The organism is Myroides sp. C15-4 (assembly GCF_050522745.1).
In the GTDB taxonomy this organism is placed as follows: Bacteria; Bacteroidota; Bacteroidia; order Flavobacteriales; family Flavobacteriaceae; genus Flavobacterium.
The window spans coordinates 1-18,453 of record NZ_JBMVQX010000031.1 but is presented as its reverse complement, the minus strand read 5'-3'; the positions used below and the strand labels follow the sequence as shown (position 1 = coordinate 18,453).

Here is an 18,453-nt window from a genome sequence, read left to right as displayed (position 1 = left end):
ATGCGTCAATCGCATTGCTTTTTTTGTATCTCGGGTGGAAACGCAGAAATAGAATAGAAATGCTTAACTTTGAGAGAGGTTAATACAAAGTACGTGATGAAAAAAATTAGATTGTTATTTTTAATGGGGGGAATGCTGTTTTTAGGAAGCTGTTCTTATAAGCATGCCTATCAGCCCATTGTGTTTTCAAAGCTGGACACAACTGAAAATTATGAAGCTTTGACCCAACGCTATGCAAATGGTGCAACGAGCCCATTTATCCCCACAGCGAAGCAACAATCCTTATATCAAGAAGCAAATGAAGGAGTAGCGATTAACCAAGTATCAAATGTTCGCGAATTAGGAGGAATTATCACACAAGATCAGCGCGTGATTAAGCCAGGACATTTCTATCGCAGTGGGCATTTAGGAAAACTAAAAAAGAAGGATTTCAAAGTGTTGGAGCATTATGGAATTTCTCAGGTAATTGATTTAAGAACAGATAGGGAAATTAAAAAACACCCAGATCGCTTACCAGCAACCGTTTCATATTACTACAATATACAAGCCTTTGAAGATTCGGAGGATATGTTTAGCAAAGCGAAAAAAGAGGTACTAAAAGGTCGAGTAACACCAAAAGAATCAAATGAAGCAGTCGAAGAGTTCTATGGGGTTTATGTGTTGGATAATCCAGAAAAAATTCGCGAGATTGTCGTGCGTATTATGGATTATGATGAAGGGACTTTGTTTCACTGTTCGGCGGGGAAGGACCGTACAGGCATGATAGGTGCTATTGTTTTGAGCCTTCTAAATGTAGATCGTCAAACGATTATGGAGGAGTATTTACTTTCGAATAATGGACGTGTTGAGGATGTTACAGGTCGAATGAAATTAGCGAAATTTGGAAAATTCTTGTTTCCAAAAATTGACTATGAAGTAATTGAAAACTTCTCTTGGATTAAACCCAACTATTTAGAGGCTATGTTTACTGCTATTGAGGCTAAATATGGCACAATGGATGCATACATTCGAGATGGATTGTTAATTGATGATGAACAGCGTCAGCGCTATATTTTAAAAAATACGGATATTTTAAAGTAAATTTGTTTGTCAATCGTTGATAAAAAAACTATGGATCACTTAAAAAAAGAACATATAGCCCTTTTAGAGGCCCTTGCAAAGAATAATAATAAGCCTTGGTTTACCGATAATAAACCACAAATTGATGCGGTTTTTGCGGAAGTAAAAGCATTTTTTAAATGTGTTTATGATCAAATGGCTGTTGTAGATGAGGTAGAATTATTTCACGTACACCGCTTGTACCGCGATGTGCGTTTTTCTAAAGACAAGACTCCTTATAAAACGTATTTTGGCCTACATATTGGACGAAAAAAGCCTTTGTTACGCGGAGGATATTACCTGAATATTGAACCAGGAAAGAGTTTTGTGGGCGGTGGATTCTGGGAACCCAATAAAGATGATTTATTGCGCATTCGCAAAGAAATCGCACTAGACGATTCTGAAATGCGCGAGCTGATCAACGATTCACGATTTATTCAAACCTTTGGAGGATTAGTAGGCGAGGAGCTTAAAACTGCACCTAAAGGATTTGATAAGGAACACCCTGCGATTGACTTGTTGCGAAAAAAACAGTTTTTAGTGATGCGTTCCTTTACCGATGAGGAAATTCTACAACCCAAATTTATTGCGGAAATATTGGAAACATTTGAAGCAATGAAACCCTTTTTCGATTATATGTCTGAAGTATTAACGACAGATGTCAATGGGGTGAGTTTGTATGAGTGAGTGGTAAGTAGTGAGTAGTGAGTGGTAAGTAGTAAGTAGTAAGTAGTAAGTAGTAAGTAGTGAGTGGTAAGTGGTAAACAACCGTAAACTAAAATAAAACAGCGATGGCTTCCAATCGGAAGCCATCGCTGTTTTATTTTTCATTGAAAGAAAATTCTTTTTATCTCAAGATTCACCCTTCTCTCATCACCCATCTTCAATAACGTTATTCAATAATCTTGATTTCGAACATTTTGTTCCAGTTTTTACCAGTAACAAAGAATGTGTTGGTTTTAGCATTGTACGCTATACCATTTAATACGTCTAAATCAGGGTGGCGTTCAACCATATCAAATAACTGCGAAAGATCAATAATCCCTTCCACAGATCCTGTAGTAGGATCAATAATAGCTACACCGCTTTTGCCGTAGAAATTGGCGTAAATCTTGCCATTTACCCATTCGAGTTCGTTGATATTTACCAAAATTTCGCGTTGAGCAGCCACGGTGATCTCATCTACTTTTTCGAATGTATCAGGATTTAGTTTATAAATTTTCTCAGAGCCGTCCGTCATATACAGGTAAGTACCGTCATTACACAAGCCCCAACCTTCCATTCTTTGGAAGTAAGGAATGGTTGCGATTTTCTCAAAGGTATCTGGATTGTAAACGTAAGCTTCATTGTTTTTGTAAGTCAATTGATACAGCTTATTGTTTAAAATAGTACAACCTTCGCCAAAGATCTCCATGGGAAGTTCTTTGATTTTCATAACTTCTCCTGTTTTGGGATTGAGTTGACGTACACTTGATACACCTTTTGTCCCAGTTCCAATGCCTTCCCCATTTCCAGTACTTTCGAATAAGATACCTTGGTGTAGTTCTAGTCCTTGTGTATAGGCTTTGATATCATGTGGAATCGTATTGACGATCGAATAATTGATTAATTGAGGAGCAACTGAAGAAAGAATAGCAATACGAGTAGAAACATCGATGCTTTCTTTGTTGGAATAAGCGGTTCCTTTGAGGATATATTGCCCAAATTTTTGCCCTTTTAGTGGAGCAGTAAATACGTCATTGCCTTTTGATGCGCCCAAACGAAGGTCATTTAGGTAATACACAACAGAGTCGAGTTCGGTGTTTGGAGCAAGGTTTAAACTTAATTTTATAGCCTCTTTATCGTTGTAAACCTGCTTTAATTCGGATGTATTTAAAGAAATTACATTTTTTTCCAAATTATTTTTTTCAGAACAACTGAAAATGGTTAAAGATAAGGCTAAGGGTATAAGCATGTTAGGTCTTTTCATCGGTCGTTTTAATTTTATTACAATATACAAAAGTTATTATAATAGTTGGAAACACTTGGAAAAATATAAAATGGTTGTATATTTGCAACGGCAAGTCCTACACGACCAGCTCCTGCAGAATCCTCCAGGGTGGGAACGCAGCAAAGGTATGTGGTTGTAGCGGTGCGATGTAGGTAGCTTGCCATTTTTTTTTATTTTGATCTCCTAGTTAGGGGATTTTTTTTTGCCTTTTTGGTTGAACCGTTTTGGATCAAGTGTAGCAGTTTAGGGGCCACTTTAAAAAAACGTAGCCAAGCTAAATAAAATAACTTACACAACGCGCAAACTGCACAAACTCCAATTTACTTTTTACAACTTCACTTTTCCTTTTGCATTTTGTTTATCCACTACCTGATATCTCGGGTCTGTCATAAATGGAAGTTTCGCCATTTTGAGAATATGGAGTGTAGGGACATCATATTCGATTTGAATGGTTCCCAATAGCAAATAACAGCCACTACCTTGAAAGGGGTATTGTTGTAAGCTCGTAGGAAAGTGAACAGTATCAAAGTAATCTCCATTGGTATCGATCCACGTACCGAAGTACATTAACCCATTTTTGATTTGAATAGGTTTTAACGCGATTAAATAGCCCACTAAGCGCGTATTTTCATCTTTGTGGTAGAGGAAGTCCTTGGTGGTTATTTCGCCTCTAAATTTAGTCTGTAAGAGGTTAAAAGGACTACAAGATACAGGAAAGCCCAAATATTCCAGCTCATCAAAAGCATCTTCTTCTGGAGCGCGTTTTAATTTTGGGAAGTTAAATTGTTTGATTGGTTCTTGCAACAACTGCCAAGTAGGATTGGATTTGTTCTTGTGATACAGCAATTTCGCTTGGATGAGCAATTCGTTTTTTTGGAGTCCTGTAAATTGAAAAGCTCCAATGAAAATTAAGGTTTCCAAGGCTTCAAGATTGATGTTTACGCGTTGAATAAAGTTTTCAAGTGAGGTATAATTGCCTTGTCGTTGACGTTCGCTCAATATGGCATTAATCAAAGCCGTATTGAGGTTTTTCACTAGGTCAAATCCCAAAAAGATATCTCTTTTTTTCAAGGTAGCTCCTTGGTTGCTTCGGTTGATACAAGGAGGAAAGACGCGAGCTCCTGACATTTTAGCCTCGTGTACATAAACCTCCGTACGATAGAATCCGCCTTGGTTATTGATTACAGCGACCATAAATTCCAAAGGGTAATGTGCTTTGAGATATAGGCTTTGATAGCTTTCAATGGCATAAGAAGCCGAATGTGCTTTACAAAACGAATAGCCTGCAAAAGATTCAATTTGGCGGTAAATTTCTTCACTAAGGGCTTGTGGATGACCTTTTGCTGCACATAGTGTTAAAAATCGATTTCGAACGGCTTGTAAGCCTTCTTTGGAACGACTTTTTCCGCTCATGGCACGACGCAAAATATCGCCATCTTCAGCAGGTAACCCGCCATAGTGAAGAGCAATCTTGATGACGTCCTCTTGATACACCATAATACCATAGGTTTCCCCAAGTTGATCCTTAAAAACGTCGTGAAAATATTCAAATTGATTGGGGTGGTTGTGTCTGTAAATATATTCTTGCATCATACCGCTTTGGGCAACTCCAGGTCGGATAATAGACGAAGCTGCTACTAATGTTTTGTAATCGTTACACTTTAATTTTCTCAATAATCCACGCATAGCTGGACTTTCAATGTAGAAACAGCCGATGGTGTTTCCCACTTGTAAATAGGCATTGGATCGCGATTCGTTTTTTGAAAGCGCAATATTGCGGATATCTACTGTTAAGTTTTGGTTCTGTTGAATAAGCGCTACTGTTTCGTTGATGTGTCCAATACCGCGTTGGCTGAGGATATCGAATTTCTCAAAGCCAATGTCCTCGGCAATATGCATGTCAAATTGCGCAACAGCATAGCCTTTGGGTGGATAATCTAAAGCAGTAAACTGTGTAATTGGTTCTTCTGAAATTAAAATTCCACAGGCATGCATGGTACGTTGATTGGGAAATCCCTCCAATAGCTGCCCATATTGATGAATCAGTTGTACGACGGAGTTGTTATCGATTGGATCTTTCGTATATCGACTGTTGAGCTGGTCGAGTTCTTCTTTGGCTAAACCGTATACTTTGCCGATTTCCCGTACAATAGAACGCGATTTAAAGGTAGACATGGCACCGCAAAAAGCAACGTGTTCACTGCCATAACGATCAAAGATATAATCGATAATCGCATCGCGATCGGTCCACGACCAATCAATATCAAAGTCGGGAGGAGATTTTCGATTGACATTTAAAAAACGCTCAAAGTACAAGTCGAGTTCTAAGGGACAAACATTGGTAATGCCAATGCAATACCCTACTAAACTATTGGCTCCACTTCCTCTTCCGATATGCATAAAACCCTGTGATGTACTGTAGGTAATAATATCCCAAATGATGAGAAAATAGCTGGCAAAAGACAATTGCTCAATAACGGCTAATTCCTTTGTTAATCGGTTTTGCGCTTCGGTATTTTTACTGCCATAACGACGTGTTAATCCTTCTTGAGCAAGTTGAGTGAGAAGCTGTAAATCACGGGCCTTGCTGTCGGTGAAATGTAGTTTATTTCTACTTTTTCTGGATTCAAAAGAAAAAGTAGCCTCGGTTGTAATTTTCTCCGTATTAGCAAGTAAGGAAGGAAAAGAGGCAAAGTGTTGAGACAAGGTTGCTTCACTGACCAGGGTTTCATCAGGTAACGCACAGGTATTGGGATCTAATTTACTCAATAGCGTATTTTGATCAATTGCTTGTAGAATACGGTGTAGCTCATATTCTTCTGAATGTTGTATTGTCACAGGGTGTAAAACAACCATTTGATGTGCAAGTTTTTTCCACTGTTCTTGATAGAGTAGATTGCGTTGATTCATTTTGACGCCAATGTATTCGTGATCTGCAAGGGTAGGAGGACAGTTCTCTAAAGGATAGATAACAAAGGTATCAACCAAGTACGGTGCTTTTGTTGGGAAGGGTTGTTTGGTTTTATTATGTTGAGAAATGTATTGATTAATGGCAGTAAAACCACGTTCACTTTTGGCTATAACGATATATTGTAAGCGTTGATCTACGCGAAACTCAGCGCCAATAAGCGGTTTAATAGCAGCTTGTTGACACAGGCGAATAAAGTCATACACGCCATAAAAGGTGTGGATATCTGTTAAGGCTAAGGTTTTTATTTTTAGTTCTTTGGCTCTGTTTACCAATTGGGCTAAGGACATCGTGCCAAAGCGCAGACTATAGTAAGAATGACAATTTAACAACATCTTTATTTCTTTTTAGTTTTGAGTATCGCACTAGAGCAGCGGTGAACTGCCTGTATGCCGTATTGTTTTTTAATTTGGTCCATGGCTTCATAGAGTGCCATAATCTCTTGAGAATCTTCAAATAGATTGATTTGATAGTTCCCTCTTACTAATCCGCTGAAATTAATTCCGATCAATCGCAATCGCATGCGACGTTGGTAATGCTTTTCGAATAAATCCAGTACATGCGTATTGAGTAGGTGATCGGCTGAGGTATAGGCAATTTTACACTGTTTCGTTTCCGTGTCAAAATTGGTATACCGAATTTTTACGGATACCACAGAGGTCAACCAACCTTCTGATCGCAATTGAAAAGCGAGACGTTCTACCATGCCTAACAAGGTTGTTCTTACTAAGATGAGGTCAATGGTATCTTGAGCAAAGGTGTGTTCTGCTGAGATGGATTTGCGTTCTCGATAAGGTTCAACAGGCGTATAATCAATGCCGTTAGCCTTTTTCCAAATGTCTAATCCATTTTTACCTAAGAGTTGAAACAGGATGTCCGAAGGCATATTCGACAGGGTTTCAATGGTGCGGATACCCAAGCGCGCGAGTGAATCATAGGTAGCTTGTCCAAGCATGGGAATCTTGCGAATCGACAAGGGATTGAGAAAAGGACGTACCTCTTTTTCGGGAATGACAAGGGCTCCAGCAGGTTTAGCTTCATTAGTGCCCATCTTTGAAACGGTTTTGTTGATCGATAAGGCATAACTTAAAGGGAGATGGGTTTCTTTTTTGATGGTAGCAGCTAATTCGGCGGCCCATTGATTTGTACTAAAAAAGCGATCCATTCCCGTTAAGTCAAGATAGAATTCGTCAATGCTTGCTTTTTCCATTACAGGAGCTTTTTCTGCTATAATTTCCGTTACTTCTGCTGACATTTTGCTGTATAATTCCATGTCTCCTTTGATAATCTTGGCCTGTGGACACAAGTGCATCGCCATGCGGATGGGCATGGCTGAACGCACGCCAAATGTACGTGCCTCATACGAACAACTCGACACGACTCCCCGGTCACCTCCACCTATAATAAGAGGGATTCCAGCGAGTTGACGATTGATCAATCGCTCGCAAGAAACAAAAAAGCTATCCAAATCTAAATGTACAATGGCGCGTTCCATCTGCCTGAGTTTAAAATATTTTAAACAAACTTACTACGTATGTTAGCAATAATTAGTATATTTGATGCTATAAATAATAGCAAATGTCATACTTATCAGATAACATCAGGTATTTGCGAGCACAGAAAGAATTGTCTCAGCAAAAAGTCGCAGATTCGCTACTCATTACGCGTGCCCGTTATTCAAAATACGAAGAAGGGGCATCTGAACCCCCTTTGGAAGTTTTGTTGAAAATCTCTCGCTATTTTCACGTAAGCGTGGATTTACTTATTTCGGTTGATTTGAGAAAGGTGCCCATGCAAGATTTATTGAAATTGGAAGATAATCGCATTTTATTGCCCATTATGGTAGATCCCAATGGAAATAATTTCATTGAGATTATTCCACATAAAGCAAGAGCGGGGTATTTATCAGGCTATGCTGATCCTGAATTTATCCAAAATCTCGATCAAATTTCCCTGCCTTTTTTACGAGATGGAAAGTATCGCGCATTTCCCATTGAAGGCGATTCGATGCCACCCCATCAAGAAGGCTCGTTTATTATTGGAAGTTATATTGAACAGCTGGAGTATATCCGCAATGGACGAACGTATATTATTATGACTGCGAATGAGGGAGTGGTATATAAACGCGTCTATCGCATTGATGAGGAAACCTATGAATTGCATTCAGACAATACCTTTTATGAGCCTTACCGAATCAAAGCATACGATATCCTCGAAATATGGGAATATGCCTGTAGTATTGCGACAGAAGAATTTAAACCCGAAGATTTAGGAGAAGCTGATACAAAAGCAATGTTTCAGGAAATTCGCCATATGTTGAAAGATGTCATGAAGAAGGTGAATTAGTTTTTTTGTTTTTCGTTGTTTGTTCTTCGTTGTTTGCACTTTGCACTTTGTTTAAATTAATGATTTAAGGATAATTATCCTTAAACCAGAGTTTTATAAAACAACAAAAAAAACAAGCTTGAGTTTTTACTCAAGCTTGTTTTTTTTTATTCACATTATCAACTGTAAACCGATTAACTGTCAACCGTATTATTCCTCTTGTTGTCCCATCATCATCAAATAGGCTTTTAAGAAAGCGTCAATTTCGCCATCCATCACCGAGTCAACATCTGTTGTTTCGTGGCCAGTTCGAACGTCTTTGACTAATTTATAGGGGTGCATCACATAATTTCGAATCTGTGAGCCCCATTCAATTTTCTTCTTATTAGCTTCAATTTCATCGCGCATGGCTTGTTTTTTCTTCAACTCAATTTCGTAAAGTTGCGATTTTAAGAGCTGCATGGCTTTGATTTTATTGTCTAATTGAGAACGCGTTTCGGAATTTTCAATGATAATACCTGTAGGGTGGTGTCTTAAGCGAACTGCTGTTTCTACCTTATTTACATTTTGTCCACCTGCACCACTTGAACGCATGGTCTCCCAAGAAATATCGGAAGGGTTGATTTCAATTTCAATGGTATCATCCGCTAATGGATAGACGTAAACAGAAGCAAAAGAGGTATGGCGTTTGGCATTGCTGTCAAAAGGGGAAATGCGGACCAAACGATGCACGCCATTTTCTCCTTTCAAATACCCAAAAGCAAATTCTCCCTCAATCTCCAAGGTTACCGTTTTTACACCTGCGACTTCCCCTGCTTGATAGTTGAGCTCTTTGACCTTGTATCCGCTGTTCTCAGACCACATGATGTACATACGCATCAACATAGAGGCCCAATCACAACTTTCTGTTCCACCTGCCCCTGCGGTAATTTGTAAGACCGCACTCATGTTATCACCTTCGTCAGATAACATATTCTTAAACTCTAAATTCTCAATGAGTTCCAGCGTTTTCTTGTATTGGTCTATTACTTCGTCCTCCGATACTTCTTTGGCGTTGTAAAACTCAATCAATACTTGAAATTCTTCTAGGTGATTTTTTGCCTGTTCATAGTCTTCAATCCACTTTTTCTTGGATTTTAGATTTTTGACAATGATTTCGGCTTCTTTTGAATTATTCCAAAAGTCAGGAGCAAACGTTTTTTCTTCCTCGTTTGCAATTTCAATTAACTTCTTATCGACGTCAAAGATACCTCCTTAACGCACCAAGGCGATCAATAATGTCCTTCTGTTGTTCTGTGGTTACCATATTTTTTAATACTTTTACATGCAAAAATACTTATTCCTGCGGATTTATGGAAATTAATTTAATTAGCGATACAATTACAAAGCCCACGCCAGAGATGTTGAACTATATGCTGAAAGCGCGCGTAGGGGACGATGTTTACAAACAAGATGGGAGTACTAATGAGTTGGAAGCGGCTGTTGCTGAGCTTTTTGGAATGGAAGCTGCCTTGTTTTTTCCCTCGGGAACTATGGCTAATCAAGTTGCTATCAAATTACATACTCAACCAGGCGATCAATTAATTTGCGATAGAAGTTCGCATATTTATCAATTTGAAGGAGGAGGAGCTGCGGTTCACCATGGTGTAAGTTCTGCTTTAGTGGATGGTGATCGCGGGCGAATTACTGCTGAAGATGTGATCTATCACTATACAGATCCTGCGAATATTCACTTACCGTTAACTAAGTTGGTGTGTTTAGAAAATACGACTAATATGGGAGGTGGAGCTTGTTATGAGCTGAGTGAAATTGAACGTATCAAAGAGGTATGTGACACCTATGGTATTAAAATGCACTTAGATGGTGCGCGTCTGTGGAATGCATTAGTTGCCAAATCACAACATCCGACGCAGTTTGGCGCTTTGTTTGATACGATTTCGGTGTGTTTCTCCAAAAGTTTAGGAGCCCCTGTGGGATCTGTATTGCTAGGGTCTAAGGAGTTGATTCAGCGCGCAATTCGTATTCGTAAGACAATGGGAGGAGGAATGCGACAAACAGGATATCTAACTTCAGCTGCTTTGTATGCTTTGAAAAATAATGTGAGCCGCCTTCAACGTGATCACTATAGAGCTAAGCAAATTGAGATGTTACTCAACAAAAAAACATGGGTGAAAGAAATTCTCCCTGTTCAAACAAATATATTGGTTTTCCGTCTGGATGATGAAGCGAAAATCAAACCTTTTTTGGATAAACTCAAACAGAAAAATATTCTTATTAGCGAAATTGGGAAAGGGTGGTTGCGCATCGTTACCCATTTAGACTATCGCGAAGTGATGCATGAATATGTTTTGGAAACTATGAATCAAATTGAACTGTAAAAGAATAAAAAGCCATTCTTCAGAATGGCTTTTATATTTTAAGTAAAAATTAGTTTTTTACTATTTGAAAAAGGACTACTTTTGTTTAGATTTAAAATAAATAAATGGAAAAGTTAAAACAACGTTGGGGACTTACTTCTAATTTTCAGGTAGTCATTATCCTAGTTGTATTTGCAATTACAGGTTCAACTGCTGCGTTTATTTCAAAACCTATTTTGACTTATTTAGGTATAGAAAGAGGATTGACACACCCTTTATTGTATTGGGTGCTGTATGTTTTAATTATTTTTCCCATGTATAAAGTGATCCTGATTTGTATCGGAACTTTATTTGGTCAACGCGAGTTCTTTTGGAACTTTGTAAAAAAAATGTTGACGCGTATGGGATTAGGGTTTATTTATCCCAAAGAAAAAATAGAAAAATAAAACGAGATAGAAAATAAAATAGCGAAGCATATGCTTCGCTATTTTTGTTTGTCAATTACTGCATATTTTCAAGTAAAAAAAATATATTTGTAAGACACCTAGATGATATACTCCATGAATCGATATTTTATACTAGTGCTATCTTTCTTCATGACAATAAGTTGTAAAAAAGAAACAGGTTACGAAAAACCCTTTGCCTTGGAAGGAGTAATTGAGGATTATCACTTGCTCTTAGAAGCAGTTAATCAACACGATGACAAGGTGTATATCGTGAATTTTTGGGCAACTTGGTGTGTGCCCTGTGTAGAAGAACTTCCTGATTTTGTCAAGTTTTATGAGGAGAATAAAGGCAACGCAAAAATGGAAATGGTTTTAGTTAGTTTGGATCGAGCGAAGGATTTTGAAACCAAGGTACAGCCTTTCGTGCAAGAACATCAGCTGACGCCACCTGTGGTTTTGTTGTCTGATGTAAAGCGAATGAATGCGTGGATTCCCGCTGTGCATAAAAGTTGGAGTGGAGCAATACCCGCCACTGCAATGTATAAAAATGGAAAGCAAATTTACTTTCACGAGGGTGTTTTATCCTATGATGAGTTGAAAAAATTAATGTAATAAAAAAAAGATATGTTGAGAAATTTAGTTTTAGTAGTATGCTGTAGTCTTGCTCTTTTTGCTTGTAAAAAAGAGGTAAAAGACGCAGGAGTAATTACTCCTACAGAAGAAGTAATAGAGCCCGTAAATGACTTTAAAGAGGTTATGGGATATAAGATAGGAGATGCAGCAACGGATTTTAGTCTATTGGGCACCGACAATAAAAAACACAGTTTGGCAGATTTTAAAGAGGCCAAAGGATTTATTGTGATTTTTACTTGTAATCACTGTCCTTATGCCAAAGCTTATGAAAAGCGCATTGTTGCCCTAGATAATAAATACAAGGAATTGGGTTATCCAGTGATCGCTATTAACCCCAATGATCCTGTTGTTCAACCAGAAGACGGGTTAGAATTGATGAAGGTTAGAGCAAAAGAGCAAGGATTTACGTTTCCTTATGTGTTAGATGAGAGACAAAAAATCTACCCACAATATGGAGCTACAAAAACACCTCATGTGTTTGTATTGCAAAAAGAAGGAGGAAAGCATATCGTGAAATACATTGGTGCTATTGATGATAACTATGAAGATGAAACTCAAGTATCGGATAAATACGTAGAAAAAGCAGTCGATGCGTTATTGGAAGGAAGGGCCATTGAACAACCAGAAACGGTGGCTATTGGTTGCTCGATTAAAGTGAAATAGGGAATGGTGAATGGTGAATGGTGAGTGGTGAATGGTGAGTGGTGAATGGTGAGTGGTGAATGGTGAGTGGTGAATGGTGGTTAGGCGTCTTTTGATATCTTTTACAAAAAGCCAAAGAACAAAGAGCAAAGAACAAAAAAAGGTTCGATCTTCTTCAAAAGATCGAACCTTTTTTTATAGCATAAATTCACTTATCACGCATTACGCATCACCGATCAATTCTTGTGTAAAATAAAGATACAAGGTCTTTTGTGCAGATCAATCGTGGTTCTCTTCCAGGCAGCTATTGGTTTTGTTTGGATAAATTCGCTTTCTAGTGTAATATCACAAGCAATACACAATAGCGTATTAGGGTGTAGAATTTGGATTAAATCTTGTAAGAGTTGATTGTTTCTATAAGGTGTTTCAATAAAAATTTGTGATTGACTTTTCTCAAACGATAGGCGTTCAAAGGTTTTCAATTCGCTTTTCTTTTCATTTTTATCGATGGGTAAATAGCCATTAAACGCAAAGCTTTGTCCATTCATTCCCGAAGCCATTAGGGCGAGTAGGATAGATGAAGGACCAACCAAAGGCAACACGCGAATATTTTGTTTGTGTGCTAGTTCAACAATGGCAGCCCCAGGATCGGCAATTCCGGGACAACCTGCCTCACTGATAACCCCTACGTCTTTTCCTTCCATAAGTGGCTGGATGTATTGTTTATATGTGGCAGGGTCAGTGTGTTTATTAAGGGGAAATAAAATTAATTCCGACTGTTTCTTATCTGGTGCAATTCGCTTGATAAATTTGCGAACCGTTTTTTCATTTTCCACAATGAAAATAGACAATCGATCGATGGTGTCTTTTACAGCTTGAGGAAGCACTTGCATGGGGTCGTTGTCGCCTAATGTTGTAGGAATCATATACAAGGTTCCAGTGTGAGTTGCTTTATCCATAATTAGAGGAACTGTTTTTTTTATTTGCAAAGGTAAGTAAAGCCACCTATAAAAAACAAAAGGAAGAAATGCTATTTCTTCCTCGTTTATAATATAAATAACTAAGATTTTAATTTATTAGCAATGAGGATACAAGCCTCATCAATCAGTTGAAATACGTGTTCAAATCCATCAGGACCTCCGTAATACGGATCAGGAACTTCTGCTTTTTTTGTTGCATCAAGTACATCTAAAAGTAGGCGAACCTTTGCTTTGTCTTCTTGTGTTTCAGCTAGTTGGATTACATTGTTGTAATTTGACTGATCCATGACGAAAATATAGTCAAACGTACTAAAATCACTCTTTTTAAATTGTCTTGCCCGTTGGGTAGTTAAATCGATACCGTATTTTTTTGCGACTTCAATCGAACGTGGATCAGGTCGTTCACCTGCGTGCCAATTACCTGTTCCGGCTGAATCAACTAAAAAGTGTTCTTGAGGAAGTTTGGCTTGTAAAATTCCTTCAGCTAAAGGAGATCTACAAATATTACCCAAACAAACCATCAGTACCTTTGCTTTCATTACATATTGAACTTTTGGTTAATTTCATCGTGAAACTTCTTGAATTCTTTATCCGTCTCCAATAAGTTATCTACCGTTTTACAAGCGTGCAATACCGTAGCGTGATCGCGTTTTCCAATTTGAGAACCAATATTCGCTAACGATGCTTTGGTGTATTTCTTCGCAAAGAACATCGCCAATTGTCTGGCTTGTACAATATTGCGCTTTCTTGTTTTTGATTTCAGTGTTTCAATATCCATTTCGAAGTAATCAGATACTACTTTTTGGATATAGTCAATGGAAATTTCTTTTTGTGTATGCTTGATGAATTTCTCAATCACTTGACGAGCTAAATCAATCGTTACCTCTTGTTTGTTGAACGAAGATTGTGCAATTAACGAAATAATTGCCCCTTCTAATTCACGCACGTTGGTCGATACATTTTTAGCCATATACTCGATGATGTTTTCAGGCATAGTCACCCCATCACGGTATAAAATATGTTTAACAATCTTCACTCGAGTTTCAAAATCCGGTGTTTGAATCTCAGCTGATAATCCCCATTTGAAACGAGATAACAAGCGTTGCTCGATATCTTGCATGTCTACAGGAGCCTTATCTGAAGTTAGAATTACTTGTTTTCCATTTTGATGTAAGTGGTTAAAAATGTGGAAAAACACATCTTGTGTTCCAGACTTACCAGATAAGAATTGAATATCATCGACAATTAACACATCGATTAATTGGTAAAAATAGATGAAGTCATTTCTTGTTTGTTTACGTACTGAATCTACGTATTGTTGGGTGAATACTTCCGCTGAAATATACAAAACGGTTTTATCGGGAAAATATTCTTTGATCTCTACACCTATGGCATGTGCTAAGTGGGTTTTTCCCAATCCAACGCCACCAAAAATCAACAAAGGGTTGAATGAAGTCCCCCCTGGTTTTTTAGACACAGCCATCCCTGCAGAACGCGCTAAGCGGTTTGCATCTCCTTCTAGGAAGTTGTCAAAAGAATAGTTTGAATTTAACTGAGATTCAATCTTTACATTTCGAATACCTGGAATGATGAATGGGTTTTTTAGTTCAGGATTTTTGTTCTGAACTGGAACATCTAATTCTTGTGGTTTTACAGGACCTCGTTGAGAACTAGGTAACTGTTCTGTAAATGGCTGCTTGTTGCCAGATACATTTTCCATTTGTATTTTATATAGTAACTTTGCATTGCCACCTAACACTTTTGTCAACGCAACTTTCAATATGCTTACATAGTGTTCTTCTAGCCATTCATAGAAGAATTTGCTAGGCACCTGTATATATAACTTGTCTTCAGTTAATTCAATGGCTTTAATAGGCATGAACCAAGTCTTGAATGCTTGTTCGCCTATGTTGTCCTTTATGAATTCAAGACAAGCATTCCAAGCAGATTGCGCTGTCATGTCTTTGTATTCGTGCATTTTTGGTTAGATTTTTAAAAAAACAGTTACTATTTTTGAATGTTTTTTGGATTGATGTCGGTGTCGAATCAGATGGCAAATATGTGAACAATTTTTGGGATAAAAAAACGATTAGGTCATTGTAATTTTCAAAAAAAAATGGTAAGTACATTTATAATTCAATTAGTCAAATAAATTTAAGTAGAATATGAAAAAATACGATTACACCGTACGAGTGCGTTATGCAGAGACAGATCAAATGGGCGTAGTGTATCACGGGAATTATGCGCAATACTTTGAAATTGGGCGAGTTGAGTGGTTGAGGAATTTAGGAATCTCCTATAAGCAAATGGAAGAACTAGGGATTATGCTTCCCGTAGTTTCCCTGACGATGAACTACAAAAAGCCAGCAAAATATGATGAAGACTTGTGTATTCGCACTATTTTTAAACAATGTAGTGGAGTCAAAATTGAATTCGATTATGAATTATACAATCAACAAGGGGAGTTATTAACAACGGGATATTCTATGTTGGTCTTTGTTGATATGAAATCTGGACGTCCTACTGTTCCCCCTGCTTATGTGATGGAAAGAATTGAGGGATTGCGAGAAGAATAATTTTTTTTATTCTTTCAAGTAATTATATCTTTAACCAATCAAAACAAACAACGAATGAAAAATATAGTTGCTCTGTTGAGCATCCTTTGCATCGGATGGAGTTCTTATGCGCAACGCGCAACTTTAATAGATGGACGTGTTCGACTTTATAATGGGCAAATTGTTCCAGTTAAAATTGAAAATACCACGACAAAAGAACAGACACAAGCAGATCAAACAGGTTATTTCTTGATTCAAACCCAGCTAGGAGATACGCTGCGATTTACGAGTGATTACAGCGCGACTATGCGCTACGTCATTGACGAAGCAGATTTACAAACGAAACGCATTACCCCAGTGTTGATTAAGCCAGGGCAAAATTTGGAGGAAATTATCATCGTTAAAAAAGAATTTGGCGAAGGTGAAATGGATTTTGGCGGGAAAAAAATGACGGCAGCTGAAAAGCGATACAACAAAAACAATCGACTGTTTCATGCTACAGATGAGCTCAAAATGGGAATTAGCGTTGACGCTATCATTAATCGATTAAGTGGAAAGCGAAAACGCGACCTCAAAATGCTAGAGTACGAGAAAATTGATCTTGCGATGAGTTCTTTCTACAAACAATATCCTAGAGAAGAGCTAATGAAAGATTTGGGGATTCCAGCCTATCACGTTGATGCTTTTGTGATCTACTTTGTCTCTCAACCCGAAACTGATAAAATTAAAGTTGATCAAAGTGAAGGCTATCAAATATTATTAGCGCAATACTATGATGAGTTTTTGACTTTTATCAAAGAAGAATAAAAAGCGAATGAATATATAGGGATGAATAACCGTTCATCCCTTTTTTATTGGACTAATTATAAGATTTAAGTACGGGTTGTTTGGATTAAAAAGAGTTAGGAAAGCAGCAGTAAGTTTTGTAACTTCATCCATCATTATTAATGTGAATTACAATGCAAAGAAAAGAAAGAATGAATACGGGAACAACTAAGTTGCGTGAAGAACGTAAGTTGATTGTAGGAGCAGCTAAAAGAGCTTCTTCTACGGCTGTACGAATTTCTACTGCATTAGAATTACCCATACAAATGGTCAAAGGAGATGCTGTAGTTTTACAAGAGGCTGATGGTACTACAACTGAATTGAAAAAAGTTCACCAAGTAAAGAGTAAGGTCCATTTAGCTAAAGGGGTTAAAATATGCCTGCGCCAAGAAGATTAAGAGTGTTTGGAGGTCCCAATGGCTCTGGTAAATCTACTCTTTTTGCTTCTATTGCAGAACAGTTTAGTGTAGGATATTTTATTAATGCAGATGAAATAGAAAATCAAATTGCTTCTAAAGGATTTATTAATATAGCCTCATTTGGTTTAACACTTACACAAGAGGATTTAGATGCCTTTAAAGAAGAACCTTATACACGATCACTTATTGAAAAATCTGAATTTGAAGGACATAGAATTGATGTTGAAATACGTGAGAACGTAATTGTCGATAAATCAAAACAACACATAGCTATGAAGCTTCCTTAATAACGTCTTTTTTGCGTAAACACCTTTTAGAAAAGGGAACTAGCTATTCCTTTGAATCTGTTATGAGTGGATATCCTAATGAAATCCGGACAATTAGTTAAGCAGCTTTATTAATATTTATTATTTGATTAAATTCGTTGATTGTCTGATAGTTCAAGTAAGAGTGTCTACGTTTTTTATTATACCACATTTCGATATATTGCTTGCGCCAGTTCACTTCGTTCGGGTCAAAAACTTTCGCTTCCATTTGCTTTGTATTTAATTGTAAATTTCCATAAATCATCTCCACTTTTAGGGATTTAAAGAAGCTTTCCGCTACGGCGTTATCCCAACAATTGGCCTTTACTCATTGGTTATTATCTATTTTGGTATTCGTGATGTGCTTCGCAGTTCTACTCATGCTTCTGACAACATTAAAGGACTCTAAATAGTTAGCAAATTTGTAATTTGCATATTGAACTCCTTGGTCAGAATGGAAAATTAGTCCTTCTTCAAAAGATCTGCTCTTTTTAGCCATTTTAAAGGCTGCTAAAGTGGTGTTTTCCGTTGACATATCTTTACTCAGGCTCCATCCAATCACCTTTCTATCGAATAAATCTATTATTGTAGTTAGATAAATAAACCCTTCTTTTACAGCGATATAAGTAATATCGGACACCCAAGCTTTCCCTGGTTTGGTTTGTGTAAATTCTCTATCTAAAATATTGTCAACCACTAAATAATTGTGTTCAGAGTCTGTGGTAATTCTATATCGTCGAGCTACTTTACTACGTAATCCTAACTCTTTCATGTATTTAGCAACAGTCGGTTTAGACACTTTATAACCTCGTGCGTTCAGCTCTATTGTAAGGCGAGGACTACCATAACGCTGTTTAAACTCGAAGTAAACTTCTGTAATAACTCGTTTTAGATTTGCTTTGGCTTGTTT

At 37.5% G+C, this 18,453-nt stretch carries 19 protein-coding genes, 1 other RNA gene and 1 pseudogene; 12 read left to right on the top strand and 9 right to left on the bottom strand.

Going from position 1 to position 18,453, the window contains the following annotated elements; all coding sequences use genetic code 11:
- The first annotated feature begins 96 nt into the window (after positions 1–96).
- Both ACPDHL_RS12755 and ACPDHL_RS12750 read left to right on the top strand, forming a co-directional pair.
- Positions 97–1,080 carry a tyrosine-protein phosphatase gene (locus ACPDHL_RS12755; protein ID WP_430533140.1) on the top strand — a complete coding sequence of 328 codons (984 nt, stop codon included), beginning with the start codon at positions 97–99 and terminating at the stop codon, positions 1,078–1,080.
- A gap of 30 nt (positions 1,081–1,110) precedes the next feature.
- Positions 1,111–1,785: a DUF2461 domain-containing protein gene (locus tag ACPDHL_RS12750; protein WP_430533139.1), complete on the top strand. Its 675-nt coding sequence runs from the start codon at positions 1,111–1,113 to the stop codon at positions 1,783–1,785.
- Positions 1,786–1,990: 205 nt separating this feature from the next.
- Here the strand turns inward: ACPDHL_RS12750 and ACPDHL_RS12745 are convergent, their stop codons facing one another.
- Positions 1,991–3,067, bottom strand: a complete 1,077-nt coding sequence (locus ACPDHL_RS12745; RefSeq protein ID WP_430533138.1) for a glutaminyl-peptide cyclotransferase — start codon at positions 3,065–3,067, stop codon at positions 1,991–1,993.
- Positions 3,068–3,155: 88 nt separating this feature from the next.
- On the opposite strand from ACPDHL_RS12745, the gene ffs reads away from it, so the two are divergent.
- Positions 3,156–3,254, top strand: an RNA gene (gene ffs / locus ACPDHL_RS12740) — signal recognition particle sRNA small type.
- Between the two features lie 161 nt (positions 3,255–3,415).
- Here ffs and ACPDHL_RS12735 read toward each other — a convergent pair.
- Positions 3,416–6,391, bottom strand: a complete 2,976-nt coding sequence (locus ACPDHL_RS12735; protein ID WP_430533137.1) for a DNA polymerase III subunit alpha — start codon at positions 6,389–6,391, stop codon at positions 3,416–3,418.
- 2 nt (positions 6,392–6,393) lie between these two features.
- A complete protein-coding gene (dinB, locus tag ACPDHL_RS12730; RefSeq protein WP_430533136.1) occupies positions 6,394–7,551 on the bottom strand; it encodes a DNA polymerase IV in 1,158 nt (385 codons plus the stop codon).
- Between the two features lie 83 nt (positions 7,552–7,634).
- Between dinB and ACPDHL_RS12725 the strand changes: the two genes are divergently transcribed.
- Positions 7,635–8,402, top strand: a complete 768-nt coding sequence (locus tag ACPDHL_RS12725; RefSeq protein ID WP_430533135.1) for an XRE family transcriptional regulator — start codon at positions 7,635–7,637, stop codon at positions 8,400–8,402.
- Between the two features lie 189 nt (positions 8,403–8,591).
- On the opposite strand, the gene prfB is transcribed toward ACPDHL_RS12725, so the two are convergent.
- Positions 8,592–9,687, bottom strand: a protein-coding gene (gene prfB / locus ACPDHL_RS12720) for a peptide chain release factor 2 (protein ID WP_430533134.1) whose coding sequence is annotated in 2 segments (ribosomal slippage) — positions 8,592–9,623 and positions 9,625–9,687 — 1,095 coding nt in all. Because the reading frame shifts where the segments join, the coding sequence is not laid out codon by codon here.
- A 46-nt stretch (positions 9,688–9,733) separates the two neighbouring features.
- On the opposite strand from prfB, the gene ACPDHL_RS12715 reads away from it, so the two are divergent.
- The 4 genes from ACPDHL_RS12715 (at position 9,734) to ACPDHL_RS12700 (ending at position 12,480) form a co-directional block, all read left to right on the top strand.
- Positions 9,734–10,759 (top strand): threonine aldolase family protein, encoded by a 1,026-nt coding sequence (locus tag ACPDHL_RS12715; RefSeq protein ID WP_430533133.1) that lies wholly within the window; start codon positions 9,734–9,736, stop codon positions 10,757–10,759.
- Between the two features lie 104 nt (positions 10,760–10,863).
- Positions 10,864–11,184: a DUF6787 family protein gene (locus tag ACPDHL_RS12710; RefSeq protein WP_430533132.1), complete on the top strand. Its 321-nt coding sequence runs from the start codon at positions 10,864–10,866 to the stop codon at positions 11,182–11,184.
- Positions 11,185–11,298: 114 nt separating this feature from the next.
- A complete protein-coding gene (locus ACPDHL_RS12705; protein ID WP_430533131.1) occupies positions 11,299–11,796 on the top strand; it encodes a TlpA family protein disulfide reductase in 498 nt (165 codons plus the stop codon).
- A gap of 12 nt (positions 11,797–11,808) precedes the next feature.
- Entirely contained in the window at positions 11,809–12,480 is a 672-nt protein-coding gene (locus tag ACPDHL_RS12700; protein WP_430533130.1) for a thioredoxin family protein, read from the top strand.
- A 215-nt stretch (positions 12,481–12,695) separates the two neighbouring features.
- On the opposite strand, the gene ACPDHL_RS12695 is transcribed toward ACPDHL_RS12700, so the two are convergent.
- The 3 genes from ACPDHL_RS12695 to dnaA all read right to left on the bottom strand — a co-directional run bounded on the left by ACPDHL_RS12695 (position 12,696) and on the right by dnaA (position 15,417).
- Entirely contained in the window at positions 12,696–13,418 is a 723-nt protein-coding gene (locus ACPDHL_RS12695) for an SAM-dependent methyltransferase (RefSeq protein WP_430533129.1), read from the bottom strand.
- Between the two features lie 101 nt (positions 13,419–13,519).
- Entirely contained in the window at positions 13,520–13,978 is a 459-nt protein-coding gene (locus tag ACPDHL_RS12690; RefSeq protein WP_430533128.1) for a low molecular weight protein-tyrosine-phosphatase, read from the bottom strand.
- Positions 13,978–15,417, bottom strand: coding sequence for a chromosomal replication initiator protein DnaA (dnaA, locus tag ACPDHL_RS12685; protein ID WP_002986081.1), 1,440 nt, complete (start codon positions 15,415–15,417; stop codon positions 13,978–13,980). Before dnaA ends, ACPDHL_RS12690 begins: the two co-directional genes overlap by 1 nt.
- Positions 15,418–15,604: 187 nt before the next feature.
- Between dnaA and ACPDHL_RS12680 the strand changes: the two genes are divergently transcribed.
- The 4 genes from ACPDHL_RS12680 to ACPDHL_RS12665 all read left to right on the top strand — a co-directional run bounded on the left by ACPDHL_RS12680 (position 15,605) and on the right by ACPDHL_RS12665 (position 17,525).
- A complete protein-coding gene (locus ACPDHL_RS12680; protein ID WP_430533127.1) occupies positions 15,605–16,015 on the top strand; it encodes an acyl-CoA thioesterase in 411 nt (136 codons plus the stop codon).
- A 54-nt stretch (positions 16,016–16,069) separates the two neighbouring features.
- Positions 16,070–16,801 (top strand): hypothetical protein, encoded by a 732-nt coding sequence (locus tag ACPDHL_RS12675; protein ID WP_430533126.1) that lies wholly within the window; start codon positions 16,070–16,072, stop codon positions 16,799–16,801.
- 152 nt (positions 16,802–16,953) lie between these two features.
- Positions 16,954–17,217, top strand: a complete 264-nt coding sequence (locus ACPDHL_RS12670) for a hypothetical protein (RefSeq protein WP_430533125.1) — start codon at positions 16,954–16,956, stop codon at positions 17,215–17,217.
- A complete protein-coding gene (locus tag ACPDHL_RS12665; RefSeq protein WP_430533124.1) occupies positions 17,196–17,525 on the top strand; it encodes a hypothetical protein in 330 nt (109 codons plus the stop codon). Before ACPDHL_RS12670 ends, ACPDHL_RS12665 begins: the two co-directional genes overlap by 22 nt.
- A gap of 97 nt (positions 17,526–17,622) precedes the next feature.
- Here ACPDHL_RS12665 and ACPDHL_RS12660 read toward each other — a convergent pair.
- Both ACPDHL_RS12660 and ACPDHL_RS12655 read right to left on the bottom strand, forming a co-directional pair.
- A pseudogene (locus tag ACPDHL_RS12660) lies at positions 17,623–17,850 on the bottom strand (IS3 family transposase); the annotation flags it as partial.
- 21 nt (positions 17,851–17,871) lie between these two features.
- Positions 17,872–18,453: IS3 family transposase (locus tag ACPDHL_RS12655; RefSeq protein WP_430533123.1), on the bottom strand; the 582-nt coding region annotated here is incomplete at its 5' end.

Coding starts and splice junctions, on each gene's coding strand:
- ACPDHL_RS12735 (WP_430533137.1), bottom strand. CDS start 6,391: ATGTTGTTAAATTGTCATTCTTACTATAGTCTGCGCTTTGGCACGATG.
- ACPDHL_RS12755 (WP_430533140.1), top strand. CDS start 97: ATGAAAAAAATTAGATTGTTATTTTTAATGGGGGGAATGCTGTTTTTA.
- ACPDHL_RS12680 (WP_430533127.1), top strand. CDS start 15,605: ATGAAAAAATACGATTACACCGTACGAGTGCGTTATGCAGAGACAGAT.
- dnaA (WP_002986081.1), bottom strand. CDS start 15,417: ATGCACGAATACAAAGACATGACAGCGCAATCTGCTTGGAATGCTTGT.
- ACPDHL_RS12700 (WP_430533130.1), top strand. CDS start 11,809: ATGTTGAGAAATTTAGTTTTAGTAGTATGCTGTAGTCTTGCTCTTTTT.
- dinB (WP_430533136.1), bottom strand. CDS start 7,551: ATGGAACGCGCCATTGTACATTTAGATTTGGATAGCTTTTTTGTTTCT.
- ACPDHL_RS12690 (WP_430533128.1), bottom strand. CDS start 13,978: ATGAAAGCAAAGGTACTGATGGTTTGTTTGGGTAATATTTGTAGATCT.
- ACPDHL_RS12715 (WP_430533133.1), top strand. CDS start 9,734: ATGGAAATTAATTTAATTAGCGATACAATTACAAAGCCCACGCCAGAG.
- ACPDHL_RS12745 (WP_430533138.1), bottom strand. CDS start 3,067: ATGAAAAGACCTAACATGCTTATACCCTTAGCCTTATCTTTAACCATT.
- ACPDHL_RS12705 (WP_430533131.1), top strand. CDS start 11,299: ATGAATCGATATTTTATACTAGTGCTATCTTTCTTCATGACAATAAGT.
- ACPDHL_RS12710 (WP_430533132.1), top strand. CDS start 10,864: ATGGAAAAGTTAAAACAACGTTGGGGACTTACTTCTAATTTTCAGGTA.
- ACPDHL_RS12675 (WP_430533126.1), top strand. CDS start 16,070: ATGAAAAATATAGTTGCTCTGTTGAGCATCCTTTGCATCGGATGGAGT.
- ACPDHL_RS12725 (WP_430533135.1), top strand. CDS start 7,635: ATGTCATACTTATCAGATAACATCAGGTATTTGCGAGCACAGAAAGAA.
- ACPDHL_RS12670 (WP_430533125.1), top strand. CDS start 16,954: ATGCAAAGAAAAGAAAGAATGAATACGGGAACAACTAAGTTGCGTGAA.
- ACPDHL_RS12695 (WP_430533129.1), bottom strand. CDS start 13,418: ATGGATAAAGCAACTCACACTGGAACCTTGTATATGATTCCTACAACA.
- ACPDHL_RS12665 (WP_430533124.1), top strand. CDS start 17,196: ATGCCTGCGCCAAGAAGATTAAGAGTGTTTGGAGGTCCCAATGGCTCT.
- ACPDHL_RS12750 (WP_430533139.1), top strand. CDS start 1,111: ATGGATCACTTAAAAAAAGAACATATAGCCCTTTTAGAGGCCCTTGCA.